Annotated in this window: 4 protein-coding genes; all 4 read right to left on the bottom strand. The window is 67.7% G+C overall.

Going from position 1 to position 5,801, the window contains the following annotated elements:
- Positions 1 to 101 precede the first annotated feature (101 nt).
- The 4 genes from P3W75_RS00865 to P3W75_RS00850 all read right to left on the bottom strand — a co-directional run bounded on the left by P3W75_RS00865 (position 102) and on the right by P3W75_RS00850 (position 5,711).
- The gene (locus P3W75_RS00865) at positions 102 to 1,055 is read right to left on the bottom strand and encodes an AraC family transcriptional regulator (RefSeq protein ID WP_276225477.1); all 954 of its coding nucleotides are present in this window, start codon (positions 1,053 to 1,055) and stop codon (positions 102 to 104) included.
- Between the two features lie 232 nt (positions 1,056 to 1,287).
- The gene (locus tag P3W75_RS00860; protein WP_276225476.1) at positions 1,288 to 2,637 is read right to left on the bottom strand and encodes an MFS transporter; all 1,350 of its coding nucleotides are present in this window, start codon (positions 2,635 to 2,637) and stop codon (positions 1,288 to 1,290) included.
- Between the two features lie 187 nt (positions 2,638 to 2,824).
- Positions 2,825 to 4,243 carry a sigma-54-dependent transcriptional regulator gene (locus P3W75_RS00855; protein WP_276225475.1) on the bottom strand — a complete coding sequence of 473 codons (1,419 nt, stop codon included), beginning with the start codon at positions 4,241 to 4,243 and terminating at the stop codon, positions 2,825 to 2,827.
- Entirely contained in the window at positions 4,233 to 5,711 is a 1,479-nt protein-coding gene (locus P3W75_RS00850; protein WP_276225474.1) for a sensor histidine kinase, read from the bottom strand. The genes P3W75_RS00855 and P3W75_RS00850 overlap by 11 nt, the downstream gene beginning before the upstream one ends.
- Between the last annotated feature and the right edge of the window lie 90 nt (positions 5,712 to 5,801).

The following is a 5,801-nucleotide window of genomic DNA, read 5'->3' as shown; positions in this document are numbered from 1 at the left end:
TGCGCGGGCGTAGGAGCGGACTTTGTCCGCGATTGGACTCACCGGCCACGCCGAACAGCCACCTTCGCGCGCATGGCGCGCTCCTACGGTGCCGGGGCGTATCAGTGGCGGCGCTTGAAGGTTTCCGAGGGCAGCTCGCCGAACTGCTGGCGGTAGCTTTCGGAGAAGCGCCCCAGGTGCAGGAAACCGTAGTCCAGCGCCAGCTCGGTGACGTTGCGCACGTTGCAGCTGGGGTCGGCGAGGCTGGCGCGGATGCGCTCCAGCTTGCGCTGGCGGATGTACTGGCGCGGGGTGGCGCTGGCGTGGCGTTCGAACAGCGCGTAGAGCGAGCGCAGGCTCATGCGCGCCTGGCGCGCCAGCTCCTCGATGTCGATGTCCTGCTTGAGGTTGCGCCCGATGTAGTCGTCGATGCGCTCGAAGCTGGCCAGGGGCGCGGCCAGGCACTCGCGGCTGACGTTGGTCTTCAGCAGGGTCAGCAGCTTGCTGGCGACTATCTGCTGGTAGTGCTCCTCCACGCGCGGCAGGCGCTCGCCGGCCTCGGCTTCCAGGCAGACCATGCCCAGCAGGTTGACGAAGCCTTCCAGCTCGCCCAGGCGATAGCGGTTCTCGGTGAAGCGCGGGCCCTGGCGCGGGTGCGTCCAGCGCTGCTCGGCGCAGACGCTTTCGAGCACCGCGGTGGGAATCTTGACGATGAACTTCTCGCAGTCGTCCGAGTAGGTCAGGTCGACCGGGTCGTCCGGGTTGATCAGCAACAGCTCGCCGGGCTCCAGGTAGTGCTCCTGGCCCTGGCCGCGCCACAGGCAATGGCCTTCGAGCAGCACCTGCAGGTGGTAGATGCTTTCCAGCGCCGGCGAGGTGACCCGCACACTGGTGCCGTAGCGGATGCGGCAGAGGTCGAGGCTGGAGAACTTGCGGTGGTTGAGGCTGGCTTCGGGGCGGCCGTGGGTGGGCAGGCGCAGGCAATGGTTGCCGACGTGCTGGTTCACGTAGCCGGACACGGCATAGGGGTCGGCGCGCTCGAAGACCTGGCTGCGCTCGCTCAGCAGGTTCTGCATACAGGCACTCACTCTTGTTGTCATCGTCCGCGCTCTGCGGCGCGGCTCGTGCTTGCAGTCTAAGCCGTGGCCGGGAAGGCGGGGCCCGGCGAAGACCGACGGTCGCGCGGGCCTCCCCGCATTCGGGGACGGCAGGCCCGCGTACCGTAGCGCAACCCTAAGGGTTAGGCGATCGAAAGTGCAATTCGAGCTGTGTCCGGATGTTCGGCTATCGCACGCATTTACCCACGGTTCAGGTCGCGTCGGCGTGGCTGACCAGGCCCTTGATCACCACCGCGGCGCTGGCGATGGCAGCCGGCACCACCAGGGCGGTGAGCACCTGTTCGAAGTTCCAGCCCAGGCCCAGCAGGGTGGCGCCGATCCAGGCGCCGAGGATGGCGCCGAAGCGGCCGATGCCGAGCATCCAGGACACCCCGGTGGCACGCCCCTGGGTCGGGTAGAAGCGCGCCGCCAGCGACGGCATGGCCGACTGTGCGCCGTTCACGCACATGCCGGCGGCCAGCACCAGGGTGGCCAGCACGCCGAGGGTGCCCAGGCTCTGGCCCACGCAGTAGGCGAAGACCCCGGCCAGGCAGTAGAACGCGCCTATCACCTTGTGCGGGTTGAAGCGGTCCATCGCCCAGCCCACGGCCACCGAGCTGAGCACCCCGCCGAGCTGGAACAGGGCGCCGATGAAGGCGGCCTGTTCCAGGCTGGCGCCGCCTTCGCGCATCAGCGTCGGCAGCCAGCTGGTGAGCAGGTAGACGATCACCAGCCCCATGAAATAGGTCAGCCACAGCAACAGGGTGCCGGCGCTGTAGCGGCCGGCGAAGACCACCCGCAGCACGTTGCCGCTGGGCGCGCTGTTCTGTTCCGGCACGCTGAAGCCACCGGCCATGGCCACGTCCGCCGGGGCGATCGGCGCCAGGGCCTTGCGCACGCGTTCGTCGCCGCGGTTGCGCACCACCAGGAACCGCGCCGACTCCGGCAGCCACAGCAGCAACACCACGGCCAGGACCAGCGGCAACACACCGCCGAGCAGCAGCAGGCTGTGCCAGCCGAAGGCCGGGATCAGCTTGGCGGAGATGAAGCCGCCGCCGGCCATGCCCAGGTTGAAGCCGCAGAACATGCTGGTGACCAGCAGCGACTTGAGGCGCTCGGGGGTGTATTCGGCGAGCAGCGTGGTGGCGTTGGGCATGGCCGCGCCCAGGCCGATGCCGGTGAGCAGGCGCAGCGCCATCAGCTGGTCGAGGGTGCCGCTGAAGGCCGAGAGCACGCTGAACACGCCGAACAGCGTGACCGCGCCGACCAGCACGATCTTGCGCCCGTAGCGGTCGGCCAGCGGCCCGGAACCGAGGGCGCCGAACACCATGCCGATCAGCGCGGCGCTCATCACCGGGCCGAGGCTGGCGCGGTCGATGCCCCAGTCCTGGGTCAGCGCCGGGGCGATGAAGCCCATGGCGGCGGTGTCGAGGCCGTCGAGGAAGACGATGAGGAAACACAGCAGGACGATACGCAGCTGGTAGCGCGACAGCGGCTGGGCGTTGATGAAGGATTGCACGTCCAGGGTGGCGCTGGACGGCAGGCGGGCGGATTGGGTCATGCGGATTCCTGCAGGCGGACAGGAATGAGGGCGCCGCCGGAGCGTGGACCGGCGACTGTCGCTCATTGTTGTTATTCGGCGCCCCTGATGGGCGGACGGCCCACAGTACGAATTGCCTGTCAGAGCATCAATCCGATAATCGCCAAGCGGGGCGATTACCGAACCCTTCTTCCACGTCCGCCGGCTCTCAGCGCTCCGGTCGCACCAGCCCCAGCTTCTCGATCTTGTAGCGCAGCATGTCGCGGGTCAGGCCGAGCAGGCGCGCGGACTTGGTGACGTTCCAGTCGGTGCGGTCGAGCATCTTCACCACCGCCTCGCGCTCGATCTCCGGCAGGCTCATGCCCAGCGGGTCGCCGCCGACCAGCGGGGTCACCGCCGGCACCGGCGCGCCGGTGTGCAGCGAGGGCTCGCCGAGGCCCATGCAGATGTTCAGCTGGTGCGGCGCGATCAGCGGCTGCTGGGCCAGCAGCACGGTCTGCTCGAGCATGTTGCGCAGCTCACGCACGTTGCCCGGCCAACTGTAGCTCTTGAGCAGCGCCTCGGCGTCGGCGGAGAAACGCAGCTCGGGCTTGCCGTAGCGCTTGCCGTGCAGCACCAGGAAATGCCGCGCCAGCAGCAGCACGTCGTCGCCGCGCTGGTACAGGCGCGGCATCTGGATGGCGATGATGCGCAGGCGGAAGAACAGGTCGCGGCGGAACTTGCCCTGCTGCACCATCAGTTCGAGGTTGCAGTTGGTGGCGCTGATGATGCGCAGGTCGACCTTGCGCTCTTTCACCGACCCCACCCGGCGGATGCAGCGGTCCTCCAGCAGCTTGAGCAGCTTGGCCTGCAGCACCAGGTCCATCTCGCCGACCTCGTCGAGGAACAGGGTGCCGCCGTCGGCGGCTTCCACCAGGCCGACGCGGCGTTCCTTGGCGTCGGTGAAGGCGCCCTTCTCGTGGCCGAACAGCTCGGCCTCGATCAGGTGTGCGGGGATCGAGGCGCAGTTGAACTCGACGAACGGGCCCTTGCTGCGCGGCCCGTCGAAATGCAGGGCGCGGGCCACCAGTTCCTTGCCGGTGCCGGTCTCGCCCTCGATCAGTACCGGCGGCAGGTCGCTGCTGGTCATGCGCCGCTCGGCGTCGAGGATCTGCCGGATCACCCCTTTCACCGTCTGCATCGCCGGCGACTCGCCGATCAGGTTCTGCAGGCCGGAATCATGCGCGGCGCGTTCCTGGAAGAACGACAGCTTGCGTTCCAGGCGCTCGGCGTCCAGGGCCTTGTCCAGCAGCAGCTTGAGCTCGGTGAGCACCACCGGCTTGGTCAGGTAGTGGAAGGCGCCCTCCTTCATCGCCAGCACGGCGTCCTCGACGTTGCCGTAGCCGGTCATCATGATCAGCTTCAGTTCCGGCGCCTCCTGGCTCAGGCGCTTGAGCAGCTCGTGGCCGCTGATGCCCGGCAGCGAGTTGTCGGTGAGCACCACGTCCGGCTGGAACACCCGCAGGCGCTGCAGGGCGTCCTCGGCCGAGTGGCAGACCTCCACTTCGAAGTCCTTGCGCTCGAGGTACGTCTGGATATTGCTGGCCAGCAGCTCGTCATCCTCGACCAGCAGAATGCTATGTTCCATGGCTGCCTTCCTCCGCGACCTTGAAGACCAGGCTTACGCTGGTTCCGAACTGTTCCCGGCTGCTCAGGCCGACCTCGCCGCCGAAGCGTTCCATGATCCGCTTGACCATCACCAGGCCCACCCCCAGGCCACCCTGCTTGGTGGTGAAGAAGGGCTTGAAGGCCATGGCTTCCTGCTGCGGGGTCATGCCCCGGCCGCTGTCGCTGATGGTCACCCGCACCCGCGCCCGCTTCTCCTCCGGCTGCACGTCCACCGCCAGCTGCCCGCCGCCAGGCATCGCCTCCACGGCGTTGGCCAGCAGGCTGTTGAGCACCTGCGAGAGCAGCACCGGCTGGCTCACCACCGCCGGCGCCGCCTGCGGCGCGAACTGCAGCTGCACCTTGCAGGCGCGCATCTGCTGCTCGTAGCCGGCCAGCGCCTCGTTCAGCGAGGCCACCAGGTCCACCGCCTCGGCGTCGCCGCTCAGGGGCCTGGAGGAGACAAGCAACTCGCGTACCCACTTCGACATGCGGTCGACCTGGCCAATGATGTCGGTGATGTTCTTGCGCGCCGGCCCCTCGGTGATTTCCTCGGCCAGTTCGGCGCTGGAACGGATGGTCGCCAGCGGGTTGCGCAGGCTGTGGGCGATGGCCGAGGACATCTCGCCGAGCACCACGAAGGTCTCGTTGGTGACCAGCTGGCGCTGCTGTTCGTTGAGCAGCACCGAGGCGCGACGGACGATCCAGAACAGGCCCAGGTAGATCAGCCCGCCGCCCACCGCGGTGGCCAGCCAGATCAGCTGGTAGCCACGCTCGATGCGGGCGATCAGGTCCTTGGGTTCCTTGTACACCTCCACCACCGCCAGCACGTCGGAACGGTCGGCGTCGAACAGCGGGATGTAGTTCTCGATGAACAGGTACTCCGGCGGGCGGCGGAAGCGCTGCTCCAGCTTGCCCTGCTTGACCTTGTGGTAGCTGGAGGCGACCAGCTCGCGACTGCTGAACACTTCCTCCAGCTCGTCGTTGTCCTTCATCACCTTGCCGATCAGCTCCGGGTTGCTCGACCAGATCACCCGCCGGTCGGCGGCGTAGACGTTGACCAGCAGGGCGTCGGGCAGGTGCGAGATGTGGTCGAGGAACTCCCAGCGGGCGCGGTCGCGCTGGTACTCGGTGACCTCCGGCGTGCCCTCCAGCGGCCGGCGGGTGTCCAGCAGGTCGCCCATGGTGCGCACGGCGGGGACGTCGACGTGGCGCAGCTCGGCGGTGGCGATGGCGGTGACGAACTGCGCGGTGAGCAGCGCGTCGCGGGTGATGCTCTCGCTGACCACGTAGCGCGTGGAGATGGTGCCCAGCCCCAGGGCCACCAGGGAAATGACGATCAGACTCACCACGGAGAACCAGCGCTGCAGGTTGAAGCGCCTGCGCCCGGTCCGCGACCCACTCCCCTGCCCCGCCAGCAGGAGCCCCTTGAACGGCACGCCCTTGAACATAGGATTCGATCCTTTTTGTTTGGTTATAGCGCAGGGCAGCAGCAGCACCTAAATCACCAAAACGCATTAATCATGCCGCCATACGGCCTT

This window comes from Pseudomonas citronellolis (assembly GCF_029335315.1).
In the GTDB taxonomy this organism is placed as follows: Bacteria; Pseudomonadota; Gammaproteobacteria; order Pseudomonadales; family Pseudomonadaceae; genus Pseudomonas; species Pseudomonas citronellolis_A.
Note: the sequence above shows the minus strand (reverse complement) of the source record. Positions and strands in the feature narration are given on the sequence as shown.